This window comes from Methanofollis aquaemaris (assembly GCF_017357525.1).
Lineage (GTDB): Archaea > Halobacteriota > Methanomicrobia > Methanomicrobiales > Methanofollaceae > Methanofollis > Methanofollis aquaemaris.
Genome location: NZ_CP036172.1, coordinates 357664 through 383376, shown reverse-complemented (window position 1 = coordinate 383376; position 25713 = coordinate 357664). Strand labels below are relative to the sequence as shown.

Here is a 25713-nt window from a genome sequence, read left to right as displayed (position 1 = left end):
ATCCTCATAGTTTAATATGCATTCCAGAGCATAAGTGTACCCATGGGAAACGCCCTGTACGCCATTCTTCTCCTTTTTACCGGGCTGATTGGATCGGTAATCATCTACTGGGTCTATCGCCTGCTGCTGAAGCGTGCCGAGCGGACGGAGTCAAAGATCGACGATCTCCTGGTCGCGGCGATGGGAAAACCTCTTGTCATCACGGTTTTTGTCGTCAGCATCTATTTCTCGGTCCTTTACTCTGACCTCATCCCGGCGCGCTATGACTATATCCTGGCATCCGAGTATCTCAACGCCTTCTATATTATCATCGGCGCCTGGGTGGCCTCGAGTTTCTCGTACAACTTCATCCACCTCTATGGCGGGTGGATGTCGGCACGGACTGAGAGCGAGGTCGACGACCGGATCATCGAGGTGCTCGAGGTGGTGGTGAAGTATGTCATCTGGTTCATCGCCTTCCTTCTCATCCTCAGCACCCTGCAGATCGACATCACGCCGCTCCTCGCGGGTGCCGGGATCGCCGGTGTCGCCGTTGCCATGGCGGCGCAAGATATCCTCTCCAACTTCTTCGGCGGCGCGCTCATCGTGATGGACAAGCCCTTCCAGGTGCGGGACAGGATCAAGATCGACGGGTACCTCGGCGACGTGGTCAGCATCGGGCCGCGGAGCACCCGCATCCAGACCCTGGACTACCAACTCGTGACCATCCCCAACTCCATGGTCGCAAACTCAGTCATCACCAACTACGCCCTCCCCGAGACGCGGCTCAAGATCAAGATCCCGGTCTCGGTGGCGTACGGCACCGACGTTAAAAGGGTCAAGGAGATCCTCCTTGAGATCGCCGACGAGGCCGTGGAGCGCTCGGCAGCGGTGCTCAGGTACCCCGCGCCGAGCGTCTACTTCCTGGAGTTTGCAGACTCAAGTCTGAACTTTGTGCTGATCGTCTGGGCAAAGGCCTTCAACATGAGTTGGGAGGTGCAGGACTTCATCAACACCAGGATCGACGAGCGGTTCGGGGAAGAGGGGATCGAGATCCCGTTCCCGCAGATGGACGTGCATCTCAGGAAGGACTGAATTTTTTGGGGCGGAAAAACGTCCCTCTCTCCTCGGTTTTCTCTTCGATCAACTCTTCTTCAAGCAGGTATTGGAGATATTTTCCGACCTCGTTTCTGTGCAGGCCGGTGATCCTGGCCAGGTCGTCGAGGGTGCACGGCCGTCTCCTGACCATGGAGAGGATGAACTCGGAGGTCTCCGGATGGAACGACCCTACGGTATCGCGCGAGGGGAGGTCGTCGATGATCTCGACGGGTGCGGCGGTGATGGCCGATGCGATCTCCCTGAGCCGTTTCTTCTCTGCAGGTCTGATCCAGACGGCGGCGCCCGGTCGGTCGAGGGTGTTCAGCTGGACTTTGTCGGGCCTGATTTTCTCGACGGCCCCGGCGATCCCGGCGACCTCCTCGTCGCCGTCGTTGACGCCGGGGACGATGAAGACTTCGAGCCAGAGGGCGCCCGCGTACTCCTCCCTGAACTGCTCGATCCCGTCGATCACCGCGGCAGGGGTGATCGAGGGGTGCGCCCGGTGGATCTTCCTGAAGGCCTCCTCGGAGACGGCGACAAGAGTCGGGACGACAAGGTCGGCCCTGAGGAGGGCGCGGCGCACCTCGGGGTCGGAGAGGAGGCTGCCGTTGGTGAGGACAGCCACGCGATACGCAGGGAACTCGTCCTTGATCATCGCGATCACCTCGCCGATCCCGGTGTGGAGGGTGGGTTCTCCCGACCCCGCGAGGGTGAGGTAGTCGAGGGCGGGCGAGGTGGCAAGGTATGTGCGCAGTTCGCTGATCACCTCGGCGGTCGGGACATATTCTTTTCGCTCGACGGTGAGGCGGGTCGTCGGGCCGCACTCGCAGTAGACGCAGTTGTATGAGCAGGTCTTGAAGGGAATGAGGTCGACCCCGAGCGAGACCCCGAGACGTCTGGACGGGACCGGGCCGAAGAGATGATGATAGGTCATAGTCTGCCGTGTGGATCTGGTTCTGTTCGATGAAAAAGCGTTCTGTCCCGGCATACCCGATGGTCGTCCCCGCGAGCACGGGCACGAAGATATAAAAACGAGGACGCCCCTCCCCGCATGATCGGGGACGTGGTCCTGATGAATAACAGTTTTGACAGCACATATATCATCAGAAAGGAGCGTTTTGATGAATTTCTGGCCGACATCGAGGGCCTGGCGTTGACAGCCTATACGGTGCCTGCGTTCACCGCGCTGGAACTGTATCTGCTCATCGACATGAACAGAGACATTGCGGTGCGGGTGGTGTGGAAGCCCGAAACGACCGTGAAAGAGATCAAGGGCCTGGATGCAAAGTGGTTCCTGGAGGAGTATTGACCGTCATGATGGCAGGGGGGATGGCCAGCAAGAGATACTGACTGCCCGGTTTTTTTTCTCCAGCGAGAAAGGCGTCGACATGAGATGAGGGGAGACTATTGGATCCAGTAGTTCACGAAAAATAACGATCTGACGGTTCTGGTGAATTTCTCTTCTGGAGTGACCATGAGGGGCCGCTCACGCTCTTGCCCCTCCGTGACGGATCGGCAGAGGACGGGAACCTCTCAGAACGATTCCCCGCCCGCCTTCCCCTCCTATCGCACGGAGGTCCGGGGACAGCGCCCCCGGTGCGTATGGTGTGGGAAGGCACGTCGATCAGACGGGTCGCCGTCCGGATCGCCCGTCCCGTATGCGCGCCGCGGTCAATCGCCGAGGCGCCGCCCTTTCTCTTCAAGCATGGATGGAAAGAAGCGATCGCATGGAAGAAGCGAATGCTGCAGAGAAACACTGAAAAGAACCGAACAAAAACGAATAGAGCCTCGGGCGGGAATCGAACCCGCGACCTCTTCCTTACCAAGGAAGCGCGATACCGCTATGCCACCGAGGCACCTGTTCATCCTGCCAGTGGTCGGGCCACCAGAGCACAGATGCATTACATAGGTGAGCGAATCTCCTATAAAATTGTGTTGATTGTTCCAGATCAGAAAAAGAATAATATATTGTGTATATTACGTTGGAATCTATCCGTAAATCCCTTCAAGTTTCTCAATGCTCTCAATCGCGCCTTCGATCTCTTTCACTTCGATCACCGGGTCAACGCCGCTCCTCCTGACCGCTTTCATCACCGCGGCAAAATCGACGGTCCCGGTACCCACCGGCGAGTGGGTGTCGGCACTCCCGTCATTGTCATGAAGATGGAAGTGGGAGATCGGGTGGTCGAGGAATGCGGGAAGACATCTCCTGATGTTGGCATGGCCCACATCGAGGACAAGTCCCACATCTCCGGGCAGGGGGAGTTCGTCGGGAGTCTGGAGGAGGAAGAACTCCCATGCCATGTTCTCCACCGCATAGTTGATCGATCGTTCCATGGCCGCCCCCGAGAGTTCGTCCAGCGACCGTCCGAACTGCCGGCGCGCCTCCTCTTTGTCGGCCTCCCATGCGAAGTACCCCGGATGGATAACCACGTCGGCACCCACCTCCGCCGCAATGGAGAAACAGTCGGTGATCACCTCGACGCTTGCCCGCCGGATCGGTTCAAGGGTGCTGGCGATGTTGACGCTCCTGGACGGCGCATGGATGGTGTAACGGAGGTCATAGGAGAGGAGCGGCTCTGCATTCTCAAGGAAGTGAAGCCCGTCGTCCATCACCTCGACATATCCGGTCAGGGCCGCGATCCGGTCCAGCGCCTCGGCGAGTGGGAGGGTATGGAGGGCATAGGTGGAGATCCCGTACATAGGAGAGAATGAAACACTGGATAATAAAAGAGTGTGCCGGCCGGTTTTCCCGGTCTGCCGGCCTTACGAGTTCTCGGGGTGCGCGTACTGTTCGGGCACCATGACCCTGAGGTCATAGGATCGGATCATCTGGGTGTTGATCACAAACCAGTAATCGCCGTTGCCCTCATAGAACTGTTCTGTCCATCCGCTCTTCTTGTCATCGTTGCTCTTGAAGTCGGTGTACGGGTGGGAGAGGATCCGCACGAACCGGTTGGGGTCGTCCGCGTCCATCACCTGGACATTGAAGAAGCAGAAGTCGGTGCTGTATGGGTCGGCATCATACCAGAGTTCCCAGTACGGGAACGGGATGCGAATGATCTCGGTCGTACCACTACCCTTCCCCTGGATCCTGGCGTACGCGACCATGTGATACTTTGTCGGGATCACGGGGGGGATCTTGACGCCCCTGCCGATCCCGTCATTTGATAGGTTGATGTTGTACGACGCGGGGTCGACGAAACCGACTTCCTTTGTCTTCCCGTCCCAGGTCGGCACGGGTGTGGGTGTCTGGAGCGGGGGCGCGGGAATGGTTGGCGTCAGGACAGCGCCGACTCCTGCCTGTCCTTCTGCGCTTGGTATGGCCTGGCCCGGCGTCTCTCCCTGAACCATGGGCTTTACGACAAAAGCGACGATGATCACAATGGCGATTCCAGCCACCAGGCTGATTACGTCTTCTTTCTCCATCTGTTTGCTCTCGATCTATATGATTTCAGGGTGCATAAAAATTCTTCTATCTTTGAATTGAGAATTGATTGGGATGGTATTCCCGATAAAAGAATTGAACGTGCCGGCATAAAAATGCGAATCTATATATATTCGGATGTAGAGTTACTTGGTAGGAATGTTGGACGGGTCCAGCGTTCACTGAAAATCTAGGGTGAAGTTATGAGAAAATTCGGAAAGAATGATGAGGCATTCACCGGTCTCGAGGCTGCGATCGTCCTGATCGCCTTCGTCGTCGTGGCCGCTGTGTTCTCGTACATGATGCTCGGCGCTGGTTTCTTCACCTCCCAGAAGAGCCAGGAAGTCGTCCACACGGCGACTTCTCAGACGAGTTCGTCGGTCGATCTGGCGGGCAGCGTCGTCGTGATAGGTGGCGCCAGCGACAAACTGGCCAATGCGACCTTTTATCTCCAGCTGACCTCTGGCGGTACGCCCGTCGACCTCAGCAGGACTGCATATGCGGTGACCACGGACAACGCCTTCGCGTTGCTGAACAGTACGCAGGTAGGATACACCTGGTACAACAACGATACCGACTCCGACAGCCTCCTTGAGGCCGGCGAACTGGTGAAAGTTGATGTGCCCCTGAATGATGTTTCTGTCAGCCCGAAGCAGGTCTTCACCATCGACGTGAAGCCGTCGGTCGGTGCCGCACTGTCCCTCGCACGGACCGCCCCCACGCGGATTGAAGATAAGAGATTCTACGAAGTGTACTGAGGTGAGACAGAAATGAGATCTTTCAAGCAGGAAGAAGCATTTACCGGCCTTGAGGCTGCAATCGTGCTCATCGCATTTGTTGTGGTCGCAGCGGTCTTCTCGTATGTGATGCTCGGCGCTGGTTTCTTCACCTCCCAGAAGAGCCAGGAAGTCGTCCACAGCAGTATGGCACAGGCCAGTTCGAGCGTCGAGATCGTCGGCAATGTCGTCGGCCTCGGCGGATCGTCCCATGATAATCTGACGAACGTCCTCTTTACCATCTCGACGACTGCCGGCGGTAGCGCCTATGATGTCGGAGACGTCCTGATGACCTATACCGATAAGGGCGGCCAGTACATTGTCAACCGGAGTTCCTCTGTGGACAGAAAGACCGGTAAGATTACCCCTGGTGTCCCTGGTGCAGGCAACTGGTCTGTCGAGCAGATCCTGAACGGGAACGACGACACCCTCGTGCAGAGGGGCGAACAGTTCCTCATTAACGTCTCGATTCCGGCAGATGCAACTGCAGTCTCCGGCGATCAGTTCGGCATTGAACTCAAGCCTGCGGTCGGTGCGACCCTCCAGCTGAAGAAGTACGTGCCGACACAGGTCGACAACGTTACCCTCCTCTTCGAGTGAGGATTTGAATCTACTAACCCCCTTTTTTTTGAGGTCGAACTCTGAAAAAGGGAATGGTGATGTGGAATGACGGTGAACCAGGCACAGGTTGATCAAATTCTCGGCGCCGCGTCGGCAGACGATCCTGAGGTCAAACTCGCAAACCTTGAGCGTGAGGTTGACCTCGTCAAGTCATCGATCAAGAAGCTCCTCATCGACATCAGGGAGCGGATGAACGAGATGGAGAACCCCTTCGTCTTTGCTGCAAGCGGCTTTGCCCAGGCGCCCCCCATAGACACGGCGGACGCCGAAGAAGAGGAAGAAGAAATAGAGGAAGAAGAGGAAGAGGTCAAGACCAGACCGAAAAAACAGAAAAAACCTGATCTCGGATCTGACCTCGCAGGTCTTCAGGCCGACAGCGAGATGCTTGCCGCCCTTCAGGCGCAGCTCGCCGCAAACCAGCATCAGTCCTCCGAACACCCAAAACAGAGCAAAATCCGCCTCCAGAAAGTCCACCGGCTCTTTGAGTGGACCGGCAAGGCTGTCAAGAAATACGGCCTTGACCGACTTGAGATCATGCTCGACTCGTACTCCTCCATGGGCTACCTGGAACGCGACGAGATCGCGCAGGTCAAAGAGATCGCCAGGCTCATGCCCCCCTCCCTCGGCGAGGCCGACGAGATCAAAGCAGAAGAATTTGTCTCAGAACTCTATGTCCTCAACCGCATCCTTGACCCCAACGACATCTCCCTCGACCGGGACATGATCCAGGTGCTGATGGACAACAAGTCCACAAAAGTCGAAGGCGAAAAGCAGGAAGAGATCGAGAAAGACACCAGCGATGACTGGATCAAATCGCTGGAAAGGATTTGAACAGGATATGATGGATGTCGAGCGAAACCATTACGACTGCTATATTGCTAATCGGTGCTGTAATAGCAGCCGGAGTGCTCGTTAATGCAATTTTCCCCATAATTTATACTATTTCTGACACTGCAGGATCTACTTCTCATGCCGTGGATCAGCAGGCCCGGACAGATATCAAGATCATCAATGCCTATGTCTCAGCCTCGAACAAGAGTGCGGATATCTGGATTAAAAATCTCGGTTCAACCCGGATTGCAGTAAATGAACTGTCTTCATCTGACATCTTCATCGGCAAACCCGGCGAATTCAACCGGATCTCTTATTCTTCAGGCTGGACCTATGATGTCCTTGATGGAGACTCAAAATACTGGCTGCCAGGTGAGACGATCCTGATTGACATCGATGATTGCAACCTTCTTCCTACAGTGTCCGGAGATGTCGTCTATTTCCAGATCGTGCTGCCCGGCGGGACGGTGAGGTCGACAGAGTTCACGGCAGGTGCATGAGCATGGGAGCGGGGTCACTGGTTGCATCGGCAATATCGATTGTCCTCATCATTGTCGTCGCCTACACGATCATCGGCGGCACCCTTGTCACCGCAGAGGTGGTCGCCGCCGCCCACAAAGACCTGGTCCAGGTACAGGAGTCCCGTCTCCATACGTCGATTACAATCATCGATCACTCTGTAGACACCAGCGCCTCGACCTTCTATCTCCTGGTGGAGAACACCGGCAACGAACCGATCCTGAAGTTCGACCAGATGGTGGTCTTCACCGCCACTGAGAAAACAACCCCGATCTATTATCCCTATAACACCGCAGGCGGTGCCGGCACCTGGTCGTGGGTCTCGATCCAGCCCGATGCCATCCATCCCCATGAACTCGATCCAGATGAAAGGATCAATATGTCGATCCATTACGAAGGCGCCCAGCCCGACTGGGCCCAGGTAACGACGTCGAACGGCGTCTCAGACTCTGCATATCTCAGGTGATACCATGGCGGAACAATCAGACAACTCCCTTGGCGACCTCCTTGGCGGGGCGGACAAGAAGATCCTCTCCACAGGAAACACGGAACTGGACAAGAAGATTGCCGACGGCCTGCCCCTCGAGTCGCTCACCCTCATCGAAGGGGAGAACGACACCGGCAAGAGCGTGCTCACCCAGCAGATCATCTGGGGAGCGATGAAGCAGGGACTCAACGTCGACCTCTTCACCACCGAGAACACCACCAAGAGTTTCATCAGCCAGATGGAGTCAATGAGCCTGGACATCTCCGACTACTTTGCCTGGGGATATCTGCGAACCTATCCCCTGCATACCGTCGGGTTTGAGTGGAAGAAAGAGGACATGCAGGGCATCCTCCAGGCCATCATCGCGCAGATCCATCAGAGCAAGGCCGAGGTGGCGGTCATCGATTCACTCACGCTTTTCACGGAATACGCCTCCACCGACATGATCCTCACCTTCTTCACGAACTGCAAAAACCTCGTCGACCACGGCAAGACGATCCTGATCACCCTGCACACCTACGCCTTCGAGGCCGACACCCTGGTGCGTATCAGATCGATCTGCGACGCCCACCTCTTCATGAAGAAGGCACTTGTCGGCGACAAGTACGTCATGATGCTTGAGGTCGTAAAGGTACGCGGGGCACAGAGGACCACCGGGAACATCATCAGTTTCGAGGTCCACCCAGGTTATGGCATGAAGATTATTCCGATGACCTACGCGAAGGTCTGATATGGGCGCACCACTCTTTGTTTCAGCAAAACTCCCATTCAAAACAGAGGCAAACGAGGATCTGAGCGGTTGCTATGCAGACCCCGAGTCCTCTGCCCTGTACCGGATGCTCCCCTCCAATGCGAGAGAGTACGTGAAGCAGAGCCCTCACCTTCTCGAGTACCTCAACATCTTCCCGGTGAACCAGTATGGGATCCCGCTCTTCTTCTCTGAACTCGGGCGGGACGCCAGAAACATTGAGAACCTCAACCTCATCTACCCGGCTGACGGTGACACATTCATTCACATCCTTCAGGACCCCGAAGATGTCAGGAACTACTATATCCCGATCGAGCCCTCCTTCCTCCACAGTGTCAACTATCTGATGCCGGCAGTCGAGGCCAGGCTCATCGACCTCCTGGATGCCCTGGATAAAGACCCGATCACCAACGAGGAGCGGACGGTGGTCCTGAAGAAACTGATCCATGAGATCGTGTACATCAAAGAGTCGGGCGAGGAGATCAGTTCCGACCTCCTCAAAGGCATCCAGAAGACCTCGGTCAAGGACAAAGTTGTCAAGTTCCTCAACACCGACTTCTCGGCAAAGAAGAAACTTGACACCAGCGAGGTGGACACAGGGGTCACCAGACTCCCTGACGGGCGGATCGTGGTCACCCCCCAGGAACACCGGGCGCTCGAGTACATGATGGTCAGGGACAAGATCGAGATGGGCATCCTCAAGCCCTTCCTCTCCGACCCCTATATCGAGGATATCTCCTGCGACGGCGTCGGCCCGATCTTCATCGAGCACAAGGTCTTCAAGGGGCTCAAGTCGGTGATCGGGTTCACGGAATCCGGCCCCCTCGACCATTTTGTCATCAAGATGGCCGAGCGGATCAAGAAACCGATCACCTACCGCAACCCGGTGGTGGACGCCACCCTCCCTGACGGGTCGCGTATCAACATCGTGTACGGCAGCGACATCAGTCGGCACGGGAGCAACTTCACGATCAGGAGAGTGAATGAAGAACCGCTCTCCATCCTCCACCTCATCAGTTCCAAGACCTGCGACTTCACGATCGCGGCGTACCTCTGGATCTGCCTTGAGTTCGGGATGTCCCTCTTCGTGAGCGGGGAGACGGCGAGTGGGAAGACGACCACCCTCAACGCCATCACCACCTTTCTCCCGCCTGAGAACAAGATCGTGACCATCGAGGATACCCCCGAACTGACCGTGCCGCACCGGAACTGGACGCGCGAGGTCGCGAAGGGGAAGGGTAAGGGCGAGGGCGAGGGCTCGGACGTGACGATGTTCGACCTGCTGAAAGCCGCCCTCCGTCAGCGTCCCAACCAGATCCTGGTGGGTGAAATCCGTGGTATCGAAGGGAGCGTCGCCTTCTCGGCCATGCAGACCGGCCACCCGGTCATGAGCACCTTCCACGCCGCGTCGGTGGAAAAATTGATCCAGCGTCTCTGCGGTGACCCGATCAATATCCCGAAAACCCATGTGGACAACCTCAACATCGTCCTCATCCAGAGTGCGGTCCGCAGACCGGGCGGCGGGACCGTACGAAGGATCCTCAGCATCAACGAACTTGTCGGCTATGATCCCCAGTCCCAGGGCTTCTCCTTTGTCGAGATGTTCCACTGGGACCCGGTCACCGACGAGCATGTCTTTTCCGGGCGGGGGAGCAGTTATCTGCTTGAGAACAAGATCGCGACCCTGCTCGGCATCCCGGAAAGCAAGAGAAACGAGATCTACTTTGAGGTCGAGAAACGGGCGAAGATCCTGCAGAGGCTCAACGATGCCGGGTATATCAGGTTCTGGGATCTCTTCCACATGATCTCGAAGATCAAGAAACAGGGTCTCCTTGATATCGAGGTCTGAGAGATGTTTGAGTCGGTGAAGAGCAAACTCGCCGAGAAGAACGGCGGGACAGTCCCCTTCGAAGGAGAGTTCAAGGCGGTGAAGACAAAGGTCGCCGAGATCTCCGAGAACAAGAAGATGGAAGGGGACCTGGTCTTCATGACGACATACATGGCTTCGGCGATGACGGCAGACGTCTCCAGGCCCGAACTCTTCGAGTACACCGCAAACCGGTACGAGTACATCTCGACAAAGTACATCCAGAAGGTTGTCTTCTTTGTCAAACGCTGGAACTACGGGTATGCCGAGGGGCTCAGGATGGTGGCCGACCGGGTCCACAACGACATGCTCAGGAGCATGTTCAACCGGTACGCCAACTCCATCGAGTCAGGGGTGCCTGACGGCGACTTCCTGGAGATGGAATTGGGCACCGCCCGCAATGTCTACCGCAACACCTTCGAACAGGGCTTTGAGATGCTGAAAAAGTGGGGCGACGCCTATATCGCCCTCCTCTTCTCCTCGATGCTCATTGCGATCATCCTCATGATCTCGGTCGCGATCTATGCACCGAGCGGGATCGATTCCGCACTCAACATGGCCTATGCCATGGTCCTGCTCACCTCCGGGTTCGGCGTCACCCTGATGTATCGCGCCGTCCCGGTCGACGAGAAGACCATCGACCGTTCGATGAACCACTGGTGTTCGCGTGAACAAGCGATGATCGACAGGCTGCAGAAACCGATCCTCGGGATCACCGCGGTCGGTGTTCTCCTCCTTCTTCTGGCAGGAGTGAACACCGGAATGGTCTACCTGATGATCGGTCTCCTGCTTGCCCCCCTCGGGATCATCGGGTACATCGACAACCACAATGTGGTGCTCAGGGACGAGGATTTCCCGGCATTTATCCGGGGTGTGGGATCGATCATGGAAGGGAAGGGCACCACCATGGTCGAGGCGATCCGGGAGGTCGACCGCAAGTCTCTCGTCGCCCTCGAACCTCTCATCAACTCGGCCTATACCAAGTTGAACCTGGGGCTTGAAGAGGCGCTGACCTGGGAGCGGTTCATCGGCGACTGCGGGACAAACCTCATTGCAAAGTATATGAACATCTTCCGGGACTCGGTCGCACTCGGCGGAGCGCCGGGAGTCATCGGTAAGATCGTGGGATCGTCCATGCTCTCGCAGGTGCTCCTGCGCCGGAAGCGCGATATGGTGGCGACCGGGTTTATTGTCCTCCTGGTCCCCATGCACATCGCCATGGTCGGGATCTTCCTGACCCTCTATGAGATCCTCCACACGATGTCGAAGGCCGTCACCAACGTGATGGCATCGCTGGGCGAGAACCAGGCGGCTCTCACCTCGTCGGATTCGATCGCCGGATCGATGATGGGCTCGATGACCATGTTTGTCAACTTCCCTGAGGACAAGATGGTTCCTTTCGTGATGATCATCCTCCTGATGATCACCATGTCCAACATCATCGCAGGCAAGGTTGTCGTAGGGGGGGACCGGTACATGGTTTATTTCCTCTCGGCGCTCCTCTTCGCCATCACCGGGATGCTTATCCTCATCGTACCGCCGATTATCGAATTCTTCTTCCAGATTCCCCAGTTTGGAGCGGTTTAACATGAAAAAGATCAGTTTCCCCACAATCGATCCGACCGTCAGGCGGTTGCTCATCTTTCTCTCGACAGTGACCATCGGCTCAGTCTTCATTCTCTATGATGTTCCGACTGAACTGCTGCTTATCGGGACCGTCGTCGCAGGCTCTCTCACCCTCTTTATCTTCGGGGCCGCCAGACTCTCGGACCTCAAGCCAAGTCAGATCAAGAAGGCTATCCAGGAATTCAGGGTCAGGAGAGAGAAGACTGAAGGGCAGGACAGTGCGGGCAGAGAGAATGCGATACTCACGAAGAAGCAGGATCAGGATACATTAGTCTCTCTCCGTCTGGCATGCGCACAACTCTCCGGGGTATTCAGAGGCGGTGCTGAAAGGCTGAAGGCAACGCTCTTCCATAAAGACGAAAAATTGAAGGAGATCGATTCGGCTCTTGAAGTTGCAATGGCTTCCGGCGGAGCGGTCTCTGCGTCCGAGGCGTCGGCCGGAGCAGGAGGAGTGGGCGCTCTTGCTCTCGGTGACGATGAGTTCGACGATGACCTTGAAGGGCTTGACCTTGGGGACGAGGAACTGGACTCCGGGTCTGCCCTGGAAATCCCCCTCGACGCCGAGGTGCCCGGAGTGTCGGCCGACCTTTCGGCGGTCTCCGCGATCCTGGAGGCACATGCCGAAGAACTCGAAGAGTTTGCAGAACTCGGGGAGATCGAGGATCTGGACAGCGATCTTTCCGAAGACCTCGACGGCTTCGACGAGGTCGACCTCGACTCGCTCGATCTCTCTGATGCCGAGATCGATGACCTTCAGCCTGAACCTGAAGAAGAGAATGCCCCGTCCCTGACCGAGACATTGCAGGCTGACATCGCCCCGCCGCAGGATGCCGGCGGTGCGGCGGCAGCATCCGCCGGGGAAGAAGAAGACGGTAGTGGTGTTGACATGGTCGCCTTCGCGACCGGCAGCGGAGACCCGAATGACCTGATGAGTCTTCTCAAAGAAGATGTCAAGAAGAAGAAGACCGAAGATCATGACAGCCTGCTGCGCGATCTCAAAGGAAAGAAATTCGAGGCCAAGGATCTGCTCGGAGAGCTTGAGGAGACTATGGGGATGTTGAAGCCCAAGAAGGCAAAGAAGACGAAGGTGAATGCGAAATGAGTAGTCTGCCGGTGAAGATCGAAGTGCAGGGAAAATGGATCGCTGCAAAACTCGCTCTGGACGCTGAGGGTATGAAGTCCTCGGACAACACCCTTGCTGTCCAGTACAAATCGATTGTCGACCTTGAGGCAAAGGGTAGTGTTCTCAGCATTGTGATAAAGGGACAGAAGGATCCCATCAGGATCGCATCGGTCGCAAAGGTGCTCAGTATTGTGAAGAGACAGATCCTCGCCTCATGCAGTGCGTACCGCCTCAGCACCTTCTTCATGTCCCCGGCAGTGAGGGGAGGCGTCTTTGTCAAGGATGCAAACTGGGAGAAAGGGGGTATCGCCGTCCTGGTGTCGGGCATCTGGTTCTTCTCGAAGGATCACCAGATCTGCGTGCCCATGGATGATGTCGCCTCGATCGAGATGACCAAGCGGGAGGTCCAGGGCAAGAATATCGATGTCATCAAGATCGACCACATTGAGGAGAGTGATGTGGTCACCAGTCTGGTCCTCTGTCCGATCACGACCCTCCAGGTGCTCTACAATTTTCTCAAGGAGTCCACAAAGGGGATGGATATGGCGGGCAACGAACTCGATCCCCAGTCGGCGCAGGTCGCGATGCTTGTCTACAGCGGGATGGACACGGCATCGATCGAGAATATGCTCAATGTGTCGCAGCGGGATGTCGATCATATCTATGATGTCCTGATCAAACAGGGGCTTGCCGAGGTCGTCGTGACTCGAAGAGAGGTCAAACTCACGACAAAAGGAGTAAGGTACATCTCAGATGCAACAAAAGTATAAATTCTTTTATTTTTAACCACATACAAAAATAGATATCTTTATTAATGGGTGTTCTCAAATAAAATACCTGGGAGCACCATGGGTAAGATCCTGATTGTCGATGATACGCTCTTTATGCGGACTCTCCTGAAGAATATCCTCTTTTCCGGAGGGCATACGATCGTCGGTGAAGCCGAGAACGGCGAAGACGCGATCGCGAAGTACCAGGAACTGAAACCTGACCTTGTTACGATGGACGTCGTCATGCCAAAGAAGAACGGCATCGAAGCACTCCAGGGGATCAGGGAGATCGACCCCAATGCAAAGGTGGTCATGTGTACTGCGGTGGGCCAGGAACAGATGGTGAAGTTGGCGGTAAAAAGCGGCGCAAAGGGCTATATCGTCAAGCCGTTCCAGGCACCGAAGGTACTTGAGGAGGTGAAAAACGTCCTTGGGGCCTGATCATGATCAGGGTTCTAATTGTCGATGATTCGGTCTTTATCCGCACAATACTAAAGGATATTTTCGGCAAATCGCCGGAGATCGAGGTTGTGGGGACGGCGTCCGACGGTGCCGAAGCACTCGAACTGATCGATACTCTCAGGCCTGATGCGATGACGCTCGATATCGAGATGCCAAAGCTGAACGGGCTTGAAGTACTCGAAAGGATGAAAGAATGCCAGCACCGACCGAAGGTGATGATGCTCAGTTCCCTCACCGCAAAGGACGCTGAGCACACGAGAAAAGCCCTGGCTCTCGGTGCCGACGACTTCATGCTCAAACCCACCGAGATCTTCAAGGTCCGGGGGATCGAGGAGGAACTGGTCACCAGGATCAAACACCTCATCGAGATCAAGACGGCTGTCAAGGTCAGAGGGCGCCGGGACAGAGTCGCCGGAAAGGTGGTCCTCTTCGGGTCGTCGGCCGGCGGTCTTCAGCAACTCGACCTCGTCCTCTCCAGGCTCTCTTCTGAACTGGATGCGGCGGTTGTCGTTACCCAGCATATGCCTGCAGGATTCACCGCCGCTCTTGCCGAACGGTTCAACCGGATCTGTCCTCTTCCGGTACGGGAGTCGGAGAACGGATCTGTCCTGAAGGAAGGCGAGGTCGTCATCTCGAAGGCTGGATTCCACACCGTGATCTCGGCGATCCTTACCGGGGAGGGAACCCGCGGCGGCAAGATCATCCATTCCTCGGCACCACCGGTCCATGCGGTGAGGCCGGCGATTGACAAGACCTTCTCGTCGGCGGCAAAGGTATTTGGAGAACGGACACTCGCCGTTGTCATGAGCGGCATGGGGAGTGACTGCGGCGACGGTGCCGCCGACATCAAAGCCGCCGGGGGGACGGTCTATGTCTGTAAGGAGCACGATTGCCTGGTATACGGGATGGCTCGTTCGGCACTCAAAAAGAGCAGCGTCGATCAGACGGTCTCTTTGAGGCACATCCCTGAGGAGGTCGTGAAGGCGGTCAGAAGAATGGAGGCAGAAGATGGCTGATATGGAGGATTATAAAGAACTCTTTGTGGTGGAGTCCAGGGAGAGCAACGAGACCATCGCTCAGGCGCTCCTGACACTGGAAGAGTGCAACGACCGGGAGACCATCGACGAGATCTTCAGGTCGGCCCATACCATCAAGGGCGCCTCGGCGTCGATGGGCTACATGAACCTGGAAAAACTCTGCCACACGATGGAGGACGTCTTCGACCTCATCAGGAACGGCAAAGTCGTGGCGTCCGCACCGCTCATCGATGTTTTCCTCGGGTGTACCGATGAGATCGAAGCCCTGCTCGATTCGATCGAGGGTGGCGGCGACGATCAGGGTGAGAATATCGAGGATCTGGTCACGGCCCTCGATACCTGGAAGGAGAACGGGAACCGGGCGGATGCATCCTCCACCGAGGACGGAGAGGCGCAGCGGGATCCTGCAGAGTCCGAGGCACCTGTGGACGGGAATGCCCGGGGAAGCGGAGAGCGTTACCGCGTGACGGTTACCCTTGTCCCCGAGTGTTCGATGAAAGATGTCCGCGCCATGATCGCCCTCTCGAACCTGGGTGAGATCGGCAGTATCATCTCTGCCAAACCAGGAGTGGAGGCGATCGAGGACGGCAACTTCGAGGACCACTTTGAGGTCATATTCGAGAGCGAGGCCGGAGCCGAGGCGATCCAGGCGGCCATCTCCGGGACCGATATCGTCAGCGTCACCGTGGAGTCGGCGGACGCGCCCCCCGCACCCGAGAAGAAGAAAGAAGCCAAACAGCAGAAATCCGAACACCACGGGAAGACCAAGGAGATCAAGAACATCAGGGTGGACATCCACCTCCTCGACCAGATGATGAACCTGGTCGAGGACCTGGTCATCAACCGGGGCCGCCTTAAACAGATCGCTCAGAAGAACCAGATCAAGGAGTTCGACGAGGCCCTCAGCATGGTCGGCCGTTCGGTGGCCGATCTCCAGAACCTGATGATGCACATCAGGATGATCCCGCTGAGCCATATCTTCAATCGTCTCCCGAGGGTCGTCCGTGACGTGGCCCAGCATGAAGGCAAGGAAGTGGACTTCATCATCGATGGTGGGGAGACCGAACTGGACCGGAGCGTCATGGACGGGCTCAACGATCCCCTCCTGCACCTGATCCGGAATGCCGTCGACCACGGGATCGAACTTCCCGAGGAGCGCAGGGCTGCCGGAAAACCAGAGAAAGGTTGTCTCCACCTCACGGCGATGCGAGACCGCGACAATGTCGTCATCAGGATCGAGGACGACGGCGCGGGGATCGATGTCGAGAGGGTCAGGTCAAAGGCAGTCTCAAAGGGGCTGATGACTCAGGAAGAGGCCGCCGCTCTCTCAGAAGATCAGGTCAACGATCTCCTCTTCAGTCCGGGCTTCTCGACCGCCGAGACGATCACCGATATCAGCGGTCGCGGGGTCGGCCTGGACGTCGTGAAGGCCGCCATCGAATCGATGAAGGGTTCGATCAATGTCAGGTCCACCCGGGGAGAGGGAACCTGTTTTGAACTGGTCCTGCCGCCGACGATGGCCATTGTCGAGGTGATGATGGTCAGGATCAATGGCCGGCGGTGTGCGATCCCGATCAGTAACGTCGTCGAAGTTGCAATTCTCAAGAAAGACGCCGTCCACCGGGTCGGAAGCAGCCAGGTGATCCTCCTCCGCGACGAGGTGCTCCCGATCCATCTGCTCGGCGACATGTTTGGTGGATCCAATCATGGAGAGGTTCTTGTGGTCCTCCAGTATGGTTCCAAGAAATGCGGTATCGTGGCCGATGTCGTCGAAGGGCAGCAGGAAGTCGTCGTCAAACCGCTCAGCACGCTCATCGGGAGCTGTCCGGGCGTGGGTGGCGTCACTATTCCTGGTGACGGCGAAGTCGTCCCGGTCCTTGACGTGAATACAATGATCTGAGGAATATCATGAAATTAACAGAGATACAGGCAGATGCACTCGGGGAACTCGGGAACATCGGGGCGGCCCATGCAGCGACGACCCTCTCCCAGATGCTGATGAGCAACATCGAGATGGACGTACCGGCAGTCGACATCATCGACATCGCTCAATTTTATAAGTGTGTGGGAGACGAAAAAGTCGCACTCGTGGTCTTCAGGATTAAAGGCGAGGTCGAAGGCGAGGGTTTTGTCGTGGTGACGATGCCGCTTGCCTCGGCGATCAGGATGACCAACACCATGCTCGGCATGGACGATATGGACCGGGAGATCAACGAGATGGACCAGAGTGCCATCATCGAGATCGGCAACATCATGGTCTCGGCATTTCTCGACGCCACGGCCGGCCTCCTTGGTATCGTCATGCTCCCCTCCCCGCCGGCCCTCTGCATCGATATGGCCCATGCGGGTATGGAGGCGCTCATCGCGGAGGTCGCCATGGAGACCAACGACGTGGTCATTTTCAGGACAAACCTGACCTCAGGCGAGCACGCGATCGACGGGACGATCCTGATGTTCCTCACGCCCGAGATGCTTGGCAACTTGCTCAGTCTCCTTGAGGCGCTTACATCACAGGGGATGTGAGGGAGAACTCAATGGCCGAGTTTCGACCCATCGATGTCAACGCCCGATTTATAGGGATCGGCGAGTACTATGTGGGCGGGGATGCCATGACCACCATAGGGCTCGGTTCCTGCATTGCCCTGATCCTCCATGACGAGCGGCATGGGGTCGGAGCCATGGCTCATGTCATGCTCCCCGAGAGCAAGGGCCAGACCGATCGGCCTGGAAAGTATGCAGACACTGCTCTGGTGACGCTGCTTGAGGGGCTTGGAGCCTTTGGGTCGAGGAACGGTTCGATCCGCGCGAAGATGGTGGGCGGCGCCAACATGTTCGGGTTCAATGACAACAATCTCAATATCGGCGAACGGAACATCGAGGCGGTGCACAACGCTCTGAAAGAGAAGCGCATCTTCCTTGATGCAGAGGATGTCGGCGGGAAGGTCGGGAGGTCGGTGATATACAACCCGAAGGCGGGCGGAGAGATTGTGGTCAGGAGAGCGGATGGGGTATGCGCCGAGCTCTGATCCTCGCCGTCTTCATCTGCATTACCCTCTCTCTCCCGGCATCTGCAGATCTGACGATCTTCCTCCCTTCCTATGGAGGTCTGTCGTCCACTCAGGTCCATGACTGCGTGAACGGGCCCGAGGGCGAAGTGGTCTTTGCGACCTCAGACGGCCTCTCTTTTTATGACGGAGCAAACTGGACGACCTATCACGCGCCAAAGGGATATATGCCCGAGTGGCTCTCTTCGGATACCGTGCTCTCGATAGAATATGGGCCCGAGGGTGCGCTCTGGATCGGGACGACTCTCGGCCTCCAGACTCTGGACGGTCATACTTTCCGGAACATTGCCGACCAGCACCGGCTCAAGAACCCGGCGGTCATCGGGCTGCAGCGCTGGGACGATGCGATGTGGATCGAGACGCGAAACAGCGGTGTTCACCGCGTGGAAGGTGAGAACTGGACCTGGTACAAGCCTTTCAGACCAGGGTCGCCGGCAAGTTACGACCTGGAAGACATGGCACTCGATCCCATGGACCGTCTCCTCTACTGTCTCTCCCATGACGGTCTCTGGGCGATAGGAGAGAATGTCAGTGCCGGATTCCATCCGGTTACGTTGAACGGCATGCCGCTTTCAGGTTACGATGGGGTCAGGACCGATCCCTTCGGCGGGGTCTATCTCTTCAACAGCACGGAGGTGGTCCACCTCGGTCCTGCAGGGAGACTAACACGGGTGCTTCTCTCTTCTGACCTGGGAACCGGTGTCAGGTCTATCAGAGATCTCAGCCCCGCGCCTGACGGGGCGCTCTGGCTTGCGACTGATCGCGGGATCTTCTGCTGGGCGGACGGCGGTGTTGCCGGAGAGATCGATCGGGCGGACGGCATCTGGTCTCCGGTCGTCAAGAAGGTCTTTGTGGACTGCGGGGGGCGCTGCTGGTACTCGACGTCGACTGCAGTCGGATATTATTCTCCCGAGAATACGACCCTGATACCCATCACCTTTGAAAGGCCGGCGAGGGGTACGTGAGGTCTTATCCCGGGAGCAGTCTGCGTCTGCAGTAGGCTTCCATCGAGTCGAGATAGGCTTTTTTTGCTTTTTTTCCTCGTGTCTCCTCTTCGGAGAGGATGTCATGCGAGAGATAGTTGATGAGCGTGAGATAATGGTCAAGCGACGGATAGGTATCTCTCATGATCCGTATGCGGGTGTAGACATCCTTTTCAAGTCCTGAGAAGAGCGAGAACGAGAGGTCAAGGAGGCCGAGGACATCGGGAGGCATTCTTTTTTCTTCGGCCTGTTTTCTGAAGGTGTGATAGCCCGAGCGTTTTGTCGTTCTCAGGGCCAGGAGCATCCCATAGTAGACTGGTTCGCTGCTGTCCGGTGCCTGCTGGCGCATCTGTTTTACAACGCCCGCCGCTTCGGATCCGTTTCCCTCTTCGATGGCGAAATGAAATGCCTCGCGCAGGAATCCCATGTCGTCGAAGAAGCGGTTCCTGGCGATCTTCAGCATCTCGTTTCTCATCTCATGGTTGTGATCGGCCTTTGCCTTCTCAAGGCCGATTTTGATGAAGGCCGGGTTGCTCGGGAACCATTCGGTGGCGCAGGTGATCATCAGCCAGAAGATCCTGAGGAGCGCGGGATCGGTGCCATAGGGGAGAGCGGTCTTTATGCTCCGGTGGGTCCGTGCGATCTCCAGCATCTGTTCTCTGGCCCTCAGTTCCATCTCGCCCGGGGTCTTTGTGTCGCCGAGTCGTGCGACTTCATGGAGTGAGAGGACATAGTAACAGTAGGCCAGCGTCATATGGGCCATGATATCATGGGAGCGGTATTTTCGGAGGTAGGGGATCGCGTGCGCAAACTCGCCGGCCTTCACCATCCTGAACCCGGCGGCGATCTCGAGACCGGCCTTCGGTTTTTTTCCTTTTTTGAACCTCGCGGCGTTTTCGATGACGCTCTCGACAAAGCCAGCATCGGCAGCTCTTGGGGATGTCTCCAGGATCTTGAAACTGATGGCGTCCAGAAAGGTGTCAAGGTCTCTGGAGTCCAGGTGAGGAAATGAGGAGTCGAGGGCCGAAATGACATACCCGTAGAAGACCGGCAGTTTTTCATCGATTTTATGGTGATTTTTCTGTATATATTCGAAGAAGTCCAGTTTCAGCATCTCGATTCTCTCATACTGGACTGCTTCGGAGAGTGTCTCACCGCGCATATCATAGTCTACTACAAGGGATGAGATATTATATTTTGGCAATTGATCCTGCGGAAAAAATGGAAGTGAGTTTATGAATGGACTTTGAATATTATACGCAGTAAAACTATCGGATGAATTCTTTTTTTGTCTCCATATCTATCGTGAAGTGGGCGTGTCGGCATTCAACGACGAGATAATATTCGCCATCAGAGACCATGATATTCTTGATGACATGGCCCGGAGCCCTGAGTTCGATGCCTTCGATGATGGCATTTGTCTTGACGTCGATGAGGATTGCCCTGAAAAGCGTATATTCCGGGCTATCGTCGGGGGTGACGGTGCAGTTCATCCGCCACATCGGGTAGGGGACGGTGAAGGTGCCGGTGACTCCTCCGTGCTCTTCTTCGAGAGAGGCGAAGGCGACGCTATCTTTTGTTTTCCAGGATGGATCCGAGGCCCCGAAGAGACTGATGTTGTCTGGCAGGAGATAGGTCTTATATTTGAGAACCGGTTTTTCGACATATCCAATCTTTGAGATGGTGGGCAGAGGTACCGGAGTCGGAGACTGGGTCGGATCGGTCTGGTGCAAAAGGAGCGGTTGCACATTCTCTGTACTGTTGTCTATGGGAAGGCGGTCGTCTCCCCACCACTGCACGGCAGAGGCGACGAGGACAACGATCACGACACCCGCCGCAACGCTCAGGAGGTCTCCTGAAGACATGATCTCTCTATGTGACATCTTGTGTAAAATACTTTTTTAATATTTAACGAATATTAAAAGTATATATTGCAATAATTTGTCAATTTCTCTTTTTCAAAAATTAAAAACCTATATATCATATCACTCCAATTTATATTTTGATGGAGCTCCCGGAATTCAGGACATGGGTCTTCCTGTACCTCATCTCCTCGGTGGCACTCCTCTGGGCGGCATTCCTCTCTGCGCGGGGGTTCATGCTCTGGATGAGCATGCTGCTCGTCTTCGTCGTTGTAGGGGCGAACTTCCTCGTTGTCCTGGCCGAACTCAAACGGAGTTCGGCACAGCGGGACATGATGAAACGGCTTTCAGCGATTGAGATCGAGGCCGAGACTGAGGACGCGGATTGATCGACCTGGACTGTTACCACTCGTAGAGTCGAAGCTATTTCGGCCCTGCCCCGGGGAACAGGCTCGGGGGTGCGAGTGTGAATGCATGTTCCGAAAAACGGTTTGAAAGAGTGGTTCTGCTGAAACCCTCATGCTTTTTTTGTACCTCTCTGATCCCACGCCATCTCCTCTCAATCTTCAATGAGGTTTTCATGGAGCATATCCCAAAAGTATCCCGGACATGAATCTTTGTCTGGATCAAAACTTTTCATTCCAGAAATTCTGAGCGCAGATCTTCTGCCGGGTGGCTGGCTGCCCCGTGGTCCTCCCGCAGAAGAGAGAGGGGAGGACGGTAATCCCCTTTTCTGGATTGTTCGAGGAAGGCAGACCGATCGATGTGCCGCCCCACATATAGACTAAAAAATGTTTTCCTGCTTTCTTTCGCCGGGGGGAGACCCCCCGGACCCCCCACGACGAAGATAGCCGAAGCCGAGGCGGGCAATTGAACAGTATCCTTCAGGTGCCCTGTTGTGAGGAGAGGAATCAAATATTCCTCCGCACTCAGGAGAACTGCAACGAGAAATTTTCATCCCGTATGCTTGAGGCGTGCCCCTCGCCTCATGAGCAATTCAACAGAGCCGAGTTTTCAATCTATTTCTTGACAAATATCTTCTGAATCGGATCGAAGGGGGCGAAGAGATCCTCGACATCCCGTCCGAGGTACTCGGTCTTGCCCATCACATAGTAGCCTCCCATCCCGAGAGACTCGTGTATCATCCGCACAAGGTCGGTCTTCTGTTTCTCGTTGAAATAGATGGTCACGTTCCTGCATGAGACAAGGTCCAGAAAACGGGCTGCCGGGACATTGGTCATCAGATCGTGATGGGAGAAGTGGATCAGTTTTTTCAGTTCCGGTTTTGCCTCATACTTCCCCTCATCGGTGTGGATAAAGTGCCTCTGGATCTGCCTCTCATTGAGGTTCTTGAGGGCCCTGGGATCATACACCCCTTCACGCGCTTTCTCAAGGACTTTTTTGTCGATATCGGTCGCATAGATGGTGCAGTCGATCTCCTGGGTGAACGAGAGATCCCTGGCAAGCATGGCGTAGGTGTACGCCTCCTCCCCGGTGGCGCACCCTGCACACCAGATCCGGATCCGCTTCTTCTTTTTGAGGATCTCGGGGAGCACTTGCTGGTGCACAAGCGAAAATACCTCGGGATCGCGCAGGAATTCGGTTACATTGATGGTGAGCGCGTTCCTGAGGAGATCTTTCTCGCCTTCCTCAGAAAGAAGATACTTGTGGTAGTCGGCAAACGATTCTTTCCCTGAGATCCGCATCCTGGAGAGGAGGCGGCGGCGGATGTAGTCTTCCTTGTAGTTGGAGGTCTTGATCCCCACAACACGCTCGATCGTCCGGTTGAGTGCTATAAAGTCGTCCATGGTGTGTTCCCTGAATGCTAACTGGTCTTGAACGTGTCCATCTTCCCTTTCAGTTCTGTTGAAAGTTCGGTGAGTTCCTGGGCGGCACTTCCGACTTCCTGCGTCGAGGCGCTGACCTCCTCGGCGAGTGCGGCCATGTCTTCCACCTGTTTGAGGTTCTCTTTGGTCTTGCTTGCGGCCTGCTCCATCATCTCCATGATCTTGCCGGTCTCCCCGGCCTGATTCTCGGTCGCCTGCGTGATCTCGGTGATTGCACTCGCGGCGTCATCGATATCGACACTGATCCTGGTGAGGACGGTGATGGCGCGGTTGACGCTGTCGATCCCCTCCTGGATCTCCTCATGGGATGCACGCATCGATTCGGCAGTCTGCTCGCTCTCTTTCTGGATGGAGGCGATCAGTTCCTCGATCTGCTGGCTCGCCTCTCTCGAATCGCCGGCCAGGTTTCTGATCTCCCCGGCGACGACCGCAAAGCCTCTGCCGTGCTCGCCCGCCCGCGCCGCCTCGATGGCGGCATTGAGCGCGAGCAGGTTGGTCTGGCTGGAAATCTCGTTGATCAACTTTATGATCTTCGTGATCTCGTGCATCTGAGAATTGAGGTGCCCGATGTCCCGGACCGTCGCCTCTGAGACCGTCCCGACGGCCTCCATCTTCTGGTATGCAACTTTTCCGATCTCCGCACCGGCCCGTCCTTCCTCGGCCGAAGCCTGGGCCTTCTTCATGATTTCCTGGGTGGTGCTTGCGATCTCTTCGATGGATGCCGAGAAGTCGGAGATGCTCCGGTTCACGTTCTCAATGTTTTCGAGGAGGTCGCGGGATGACTCAGAGGACTTCTGGGTCGCGAGCGCCACCTGTTCGGTGGCCTTGCTGATATCGGCCGCACCCCTGCTGGTCTCTCCGGCCGTCTCCTCCAGGACATGCGCGGCCCGGTTCACGTCCTCGATGATCGCTCTGAAGTTCCCAAGCGAACGGTTGTAGTCCTCCTTCACCGCTGCCAGGAGGTCGTCCTCGTCGATGGCGACACCGGTGGAGAGGTCACCACCGGCGGCGGCTTCCATGACTCTGCCAAGTGTGGCGGCACTCATCTCGAACCTCCGTGCTCGCTCGTCGGCCTCGGCCATGAGAGATCTTATCTCGCTCTCTTTCTCGCGCTGCTCGGTGACGTCATTGTAGACGATGATGATGTTTGTGATCTCTCCTCCGGTCGAGATGAGGGGGATGCCGTACTGTTCGAGGACGTGGGTGCCGCTCGGGAGTTCCACCGTGACCTCGCCGCGGCAGCGACGTCTGTACTGGAGGGCCTGCTTGAGTCCTTCGCCTTTCTGTTCAAGAATCTTGAAGGAGCGTACGCTCGTCCCCTTCAGGTTTTCGAATGGGATCCCCGACATCGAGGCATAGGCCTCGTTGGCAGAGACGATGGTGAGGTCGGGGGAGAGGAGGAGGATTGGCATCGGGTTCTGGTCGACGATCGTCTGGGTACGGACCTGGAGGTCTTTGATCTCGGTCATCTCCTCCTTGAGTTGCGCCTCCTTTTCCCTGACAGCAGTGATGTCATAGAAGATGAAGAGGGCCTGGTCGGTCCGGTCCGCTTTATCGGTGAGGGGGATCCCGTACTGCTCGACGACCTTTCTTCTCCTCCCGAAGGCGAGTTCAAGTGTCGACCTGGTCTTTTTGCCCCGTGAGAAGACATGGTTGTTTCTGTCCCCGGCAAGATGCTTGATCCCGACGCGGCTCTTCGAGCCTGAGGTGAGGCGTTCCCTGGACTCCTCCATCAACTCACAGTAAGCGTCGTTGAGGGCGAGCACCCGCAGGTCGCGGTTGATGAGTGCCATCGGCATCGGGTTCTCCAGGAAGACCGTCTTCAGCCAGAGGTCGGCCTTCTGCTTCTCCTGCATTTGAGAGAAAATCTCCTGGATCGCGTCGGCAAGAGCCCTGAATTCGCCCGGGTAGGAGGAACTGTCCAGACGGAGGGACGCGTCCCCGCTGAGGGTGTGCCTGAGTGCGTCGGCCAGTTTCCGGACCGATGCGTTCGACCTGGCTGCTTCCTCTTTCAGTTCAGCAACCGCTGCCTGTTCCTCCTGTGTTCTGACAATTTCCTCATTCAAATCCGCAACCGTTGCCTGTTCTTCCTGCATCCTGGCGATCTCTTCTCTCAACTCTGCAACGGTCGCCTGTCCCTCCTGCATCCGGGCTGTTTCTTTATTCAGCCCTGCGATGGCCTCCCGGTCCTCCTGCATCCTGGTGAGGGTGCAGTTGACCATATCGGCAAGTTCTTTCAGATTGTCCGGGAGCATCTCTGTCCCGACCGGTGCGGGGGACTCGCCGGCCAGGGCCTGCCGGAGGGTGTCGGTGAGATCGGTGACCCCATGCTCGGGTACCTCCTGCATCCTGGAGATGACGCCTGCGACTGCATCTGTAAGACTCCTGAGATCTTCGGGGGTCTCCTCTGCATCGACCTGCACCGAGAAATCTCCTTCCAGTGCCCGACACAGTGCCGTTGCAAGTTCGCTGACCCTCTCCATCAGGGCCTCTTTTTCCTCTCCGCTCCCGTTCAATGCCGCCGGCGCGGCAAAAAGTGCCTGTCTCCCAGGTTTTTCAGAAATCATCATCTCCACCTCTTATCT

Annotated in this window: 26 protein-coding genes and 1 tRNA gene; 19 read left to right on the top strand and 8 right to left on the bottom strand. The window is 56.4% G+C overall.

Annotation, left to right across the window (positions count from 1 at the left end; translation table 11 throughout):
- Nucleotides 1-42: 42 nt before the first annotated feature.
- A complete protein-coding gene (locus RJ40_RS01725; RefSeq protein WP_265581627.1) occupies nucleotides 43-1074 on the top strand; it encodes a mechanosensitive ion channel family protein in 1032 nt (343 codons plus the stop codon).
- On the opposite strand, the gene RJ40_RS01720 is transcribed toward RJ40_RS01725, so the two are convergent.
- Nucleotides 1061-2011 (bottom strand): radical SAM protein, encoded by a 951-nt coding sequence (locus tag RJ40_RS01720; RefSeq protein WP_265581626.1) that lies wholly within the window; start codon nucleotides 2009-2011, stop codon nucleotides 1061-1063. The two genes, RJ40_RS01725 and RJ40_RS01720, sit on opposite strands and share 14 nt — an antisense overlap.
- A 138-nt stretch (nucleotides 2012-2149) precedes the next feature.
- On the opposite strand from RJ40_RS01720, the gene RJ40_RS01715 reads away from it, so the two are divergent.
- On the top strand, nucleotides 2150-2386 hold the full coding sequence (locus RJ40_RS01715) for a hypothetical protein (protein WP_265581624.1): 237 nt from the start codon (nucleotides 2150-2152) through the stop codon (nucleotides 2384-2386).
- A gap of 475 nt (nucleotides 2387-2861) precedes the next feature.
- On the opposite strand, the gene RJ40_RS01710 is transcribed toward RJ40_RS01715, so the two are convergent.
- From RJ40_RS01710 to RJ40_RS01700, 3 genes are all read right to left on the bottom strand, one after another.
- A tRNA-Thr gene (locus RJ40_RS01710) sits at nucleotides 2862-2933 on the bottom strand.
- A gap of 133 nt (nucleotides 2934-3066) precedes the next feature.
- Nucleotides 3067-3780, bottom strand: a complete 714-nt coding sequence (locus RJ40_RS01705) for a sugar phosphate isomerase/epimerase family protein (protein ID WP_265581623.1) — start codon at nucleotides 3778-3780, stop codon at nucleotides 3067-3069.
- Between the two features lie 63 nt (nucleotides 3781-3843).
- On the bottom strand, nucleotides 3844-4506 hold the full coding sequence (locus RJ40_RS01700) for a hypothetical protein (protein ID WP_265581622.1): 663 nt from the start codon (nucleotides 4504-4506) through the stop codon (nucleotides 3844-3846).
- A 201-nt stretch (nucleotides 4507-4707) separates the two neighbouring features.
- Between RJ40_RS01700 and RJ40_RS01695 the strand changes: the two genes are divergently transcribed.
- The 16 genes from RJ40_RS01695 (at nucleotide 4708) to RJ40_RS01620 (ending at nucleotide 19401) form a co-directional block, all read left to right on the top strand.
- A complete protein-coding gene (locus RJ40_RS01695) occupies nucleotides 4708-5262 on the top strand; it encodes a flagellin (RefSeq protein ID WP_265581621.1) in 555 nt (184 codons plus the stop codon).
- Between the two features lie 12 nt (nucleotides 5263-5274).
- Nucleotides 5275-5880: an archaellin/type IV pilin N-terminal domain-containing protein gene (locus RJ40_RS01690; protein ID WP_265581620.1), complete on the top strand. Its 606-nt coding sequence runs from the start codon at nucleotides 5275-5277 to the stop codon at nucleotides 5878-5880.
- A gap of 66 nt (nucleotides 5881-5946) precedes the next feature.
- Nucleotides 5947-6732 carry a hypothetical protein gene (locus RJ40_RS01685; RefSeq protein WP_265581619.1) on the top strand — a complete coding sequence of 262 codons (786 nt, stop codon included), beginning with the start codon at nucleotides 5947-5949 and terminating at the stop codon, nucleotides 6730-6732.
- Nucleotides 6733-6746: 14 nt separating this feature from the next.
- The gene (locus RJ40_RS01680) at nucleotides 6747-7232 is read left to right on the top strand and encodes a flagellin (RefSeq protein ID WP_265581618.1); all 486 of its coding nucleotides are present in this window, start codon (nucleotides 6747-6749) and stop codon (nucleotides 7230-7232) included.
- Nucleotides 7233-7234: 2 nt separating this feature from the next.
- Nucleotides 7235-7717: a hypothetical protein gene (locus RJ40_RS01675; protein ID WP_265581617.1), complete on the top strand. Its 483-nt coding sequence runs from the start codon at nucleotides 7235-7237 to the stop codon at nucleotides 7715-7717.
- A gap of 4 nt (nucleotides 7718-7721) precedes the next feature.
- The gene (locus RJ40_RS01670; RefSeq protein ID WP_265581616.1) at nucleotides 7722-8468 is read left to right on the top strand and encodes an ATPase domain-containing protein; all 747 of its coding nucleotides are present in this window, start codon (nucleotides 7722-7724) and stop codon (nucleotides 8466-8468) included.
- Nucleotide 8469: 1 nt separating this feature from the next.
- Entirely contained in the window at nucleotides 8470-10335 is a 1866-nt protein-coding gene (locus tag RJ40_RS01665) for a type II/IV secretion system ATPase subunit (protein WP_265581615.1), read from the top strand.
- Nucleotides 10336-10338: 3 nt separating this feature from the next.
- A complete protein-coding gene (gene flaJ, locus RJ40_RS01660; RefSeq protein WP_265581614.1) occupies nucleotides 10339-11940 on the top strand; it encodes an archaellar assembly protein FlaJ in 1602 nt (533 codons plus the stop codon).
- A gap of 1 nt (nucleotide 11941) precedes the next feature.
- Nucleotides 11942-13081 (top strand): hypothetical protein, encoded by a 1140-nt coding sequence (locus tag RJ40_RS01655; RefSeq protein WP_265581613.1) that lies wholly within the window; start codon nucleotides 11942-11944, stop codon nucleotides 13079-13081.
- Nucleotides 13078-13872, top strand: coding sequence for a CheF family chemotaxis protein (locus tag RJ40_RS01650; protein WP_265581612.1), 795 nt, complete (start codon nucleotides 13078-13080; stop codon nucleotides 13870-13872). The genes RJ40_RS01655 and RJ40_RS01650 overlap by 4 nt, the downstream gene beginning before the upstream one ends.
- A gap of 78 nt (nucleotides 13873-13950) precedes the next feature.
- Nucleotides 13951-14313: a response regulator gene (locus RJ40_RS01645; RefSeq protein ID WP_265581611.1), complete on the top strand. Its 363-nt coding sequence runs from the start codon at nucleotides 13951-13953 to the stop codon at nucleotides 14311-14313.
- 2 nt (nucleotides 14314-14315) lie between these two features.
- Nucleotides 14316-15350: a chemotaxis-specific protein-glutamate methyltransferase CheB gene (gene cheB, locus RJ40_RS01640; protein WP_265581610.1), complete on the top strand. Its 1035-nt coding sequence runs from the start codon at nucleotides 14316-14318 to the stop codon at nucleotides 15348-15350.
- On the top strand, nucleotides 15343-17271 hold the full coding sequence (locus RJ40_RS01635; RefSeq protein ID WP_265581609.1) for a chemotaxis protein CheA: 1929 nt from the start codon (nucleotides 15343-15345) through the stop codon (nucleotides 17269-17271). The genes cheB and RJ40_RS01635 overlap by 8 nt, the downstream gene beginning before the upstream one ends.
- Before the next feature lie 8 nt (nucleotides 17272-17279).
- Nucleotides 17280-17894 carry a chemotaxis protein CheC gene (locus RJ40_RS01630; protein WP_265581608.1) on the top strand — a complete coding sequence of 205 codons (615 nt, stop codon included), beginning with the start codon at nucleotides 17280-17282 and terminating at the stop codon, nucleotides 17892-17894.
- Between the two features lie 11 nt (nucleotides 17895-17905).
- Complete coding sequence (locus tag RJ40_RS01625; RefSeq protein ID WP_265581607.1) at nucleotides 17906-18397, top strand: chemotaxis protein CheD; 492 nt, start codon at nucleotides 17906-17908, stop codon at nucleotides 18395-18397.
- Nucleotides 18382-19401, top strand: coding sequence for a ligand-binding sensor domain-containing protein (locus RJ40_RS01620; RefSeq protein ID WP_265581606.1), 1020 nt, complete (start codon nucleotides 18382-18384; stop codon nucleotides 19399-19401). The genes RJ40_RS01625 and RJ40_RS01620 overlap by 16 nt, the downstream gene beginning before the upstream one ends.
- A 4-nt stretch (nucleotides 19402-19405) precedes the next feature.
- On the opposite strand, the gene RJ40_RS01615 is transcribed toward RJ40_RS01620, so the two are convergent.
- Together RJ40_RS01615 and RJ40_RS01610 are read right to left on the bottom strand one after the other, a co-directional pair.
- Complete coding sequence (locus RJ40_RS01615; RefSeq protein WP_265581605.1) at nucleotides 19406-20581, bottom strand: hypothetical protein; 1176 nt, start codon at nucleotides 20579-20581, stop codon at nucleotides 19406-19408.
- 106 nt (nucleotides 20582-20687) lie between these two features.
- Nucleotides 20688-21284: a hypothetical protein gene (locus RJ40_RS01610; protein WP_265581604.1), complete on the bottom strand. Its 597-nt coding sequence runs from the start codon at nucleotides 21282-21284 to the stop codon at nucleotides 20688-20690.
- Between the two features lie 140 nt (nucleotides 21285-21424).
- Here RJ40_RS01610 and RJ40_RS01605 point away from each other — a divergent pair, with 140 nt between their 5' ends.
- Nucleotides 21425-21670 carry a hypothetical protein gene (locus tag RJ40_RS01605; protein WP_265581603.1) on the top strand — a complete coding sequence of 82 codons (246 nt, stop codon included), beginning with the start codon at nucleotides 21425-21427 and terminating at the stop codon, nucleotides 21668-21670.
- Between the two features lie 630 nt (nucleotides 21671-22300).
- Here the strand turns inward: RJ40_RS01605 and RJ40_RS01600 are convergent.
- Entirely contained in the window at nucleotides 22301-23089 is a 789-nt protein-coding gene (locus RJ40_RS01600; RefSeq protein WP_265581602.1) for a CheR family methyltransferase, read from the bottom strand.
- Between the two features lie 17 nt (nucleotides 23090-23106).
- Nucleotides 23107-25698, bottom strand: a complete 2592-nt coding sequence (locus tag RJ40_RS01595) for a methyl-accepting chemotaxis protein (protein WP_265581601.1) — start codon at nucleotides 25696-25698, stop codon at nucleotides 23107-23109.
- Between the last annotated feature and the right edge of the window lie 15 nt (nucleotides 25699-25713).